This window comes from Enterobacter cloacae complex sp. OE43NF (assembly GCF_023544405.1).
In the GTDB taxonomy this organism is placed as follows: Bacteria; Pseudomonadota; Gammaproteobacteria; order Enterobacterales; family Enterobacteriaceae; genus Enterobacter; species Enterobacter cloacae.
This window is the reverse complement of the sequence record NZ_JAMJFW010000133.1, coordinates 1-1,415: the sequence shown is the minus strand read 5'-3', so window position 1 is coordinate 1,415 and position 1,415 is coordinate 1. Positions and strand designations below refer to the sequence as shown.

The 1,415-nt window shown below is 51.7% G+C and carries 2 protein-coding genes; both read left to right on the top strand.

All coding sequences use genetic code 11. From position 1 onward, the window contains the following. The coding region (locus tag M8370_RS23335) for a phage tail tip fiber protein (protein ID WP_250021865.1) at positions 1 to 388 on the top strand (388 nt) is incomplete at its 5' end. Position 389: 1 nt separating this feature from the next. Continuing rightward, positions 390 to 1,355: a DUF6453 family protein gene (locus M8370_RS23330; protein WP_058683955.1), complete on the top strand. Its 966-nt coding sequence runs from the start codon at positions 390 to 392 to the stop codon at positions 1,353 to 1,355. Positions 1,356 to 1,415 lie beyond the last annotated feature (60 nt).

Here is a 1,415-nt window from a genome sequence, read left to right as displayed (position 1 = left end):
GCCATCTGGAATGCAGACGCAGGTTCTCTTCCTGGCTGACCGCTTCGCGGTTATGACCCAGGCAGGCGGCGCCGTGACTCTTCCGTTTGTTATCCAGAACGGACAAGCCATCATCCGGGACACAGTAATTGGTGACGGGACGATCGGTAACGCCAAAATCGGCAGCTATATTCAGTCTTCAACCTGGGACGGCACGGGGAACGTTGGCTGGCACATCAACAAGTCAGGCTACGCGACGTTCAACAACGTGACCGTTCGCGGCTCGATTTACGCCACAAACGGTAATTTTTCTTTCAATGGCTCCGGCAACACAACAGTGATCAATGGCAACGGTTTAACCGTCAACATTCCTGGTGGTGGCCGGATTGTACTGGGGACATGGACATAAGATGCCGACAGGATTATTGATAGAACTTAATGACGGCGGAAAGCGTATGGAGATAACGGCGGGCCTGAGATGCCCGTCTTTTGGTGGCAGCTTTGACACTGGCTACCAGAAAGCAAAGTATGTGGACATCGCTGGTTATGTTTCAGGAGCGCAGGTGCTGTTTATACCGCATGCGACTGCCTATGTTGATTCAGGGCTGTGGCATAAAATGAATTCCATCACTATCTCTGGTGGGAGGGTTACGCAAAATTCGAGAATGCAGGCGCTGGGTATAAGTGAGAGAGATAGTACCTATACCTTTCCCGGTAGTGTCTGGCAGATATTTCCGACAGGTCAGCGAAGCGGGGTGGGCCTGCTCATTAGCGACAGTACTGACTTCACCTCGATAACCAATGCCACGCAGTCAGGGCAGTGTATCTGGAAGGGTACAGTAAGTGTTCCGACCGGAGGATGGGCGGTTCCGACGATAGCAGGATACGACAAGTCGAAGTACGTCGTTTTCGGGCGCTGTAATAGCGGTAACACGATTGACTTCGACGGTAACACCGTCAGGCTCTTCAGCCCTCCGTCCACGAACGATGATGCTCCCGCAACCGGCACGATAGACATCGTTATTTTTGCCAGTGGCGTAGCGCCGCAGCCGGGTACCGGCCTCAATATTTTTAATGCTGCAGGGGCCTGCACCTTTTCAACCACAAAACGACCATTCGTATACCTCAACCAACTCTGGACCCCTTCGACAAGTGCCGTGAGCATCGGTAACGGATATGTTCCGCTGGGTAGGTTTGGGCTAATGGTGCATACGGTAAACGGCATGTATGTATATCGAATGTTCGGAATAAAAATACAGAACGGCAACGCTTCAGTTCAGGGCGGAAAATATCTTGGGCGCGAGCAATATGCCATTTTCGGTAATAACACGGTGACGTCGCTCAGCCTTCCGGTTCTGCCCGATATGTACGTCTGAATACACTGCCTAATTAAATCAACCTCGCTCCGGCGGGGTTTTTTATTACCTGGAGATAAT

Bases quoted from the DNA above. Each gene is read 5' to 3' on its own strand.
- M8370_RS23330 (WP_058683955.1), top strand. From the start codon at position 390: ATGCCGACAGGATTATTGATAGAACTTAATGACGGCGGAAAGCGTATG.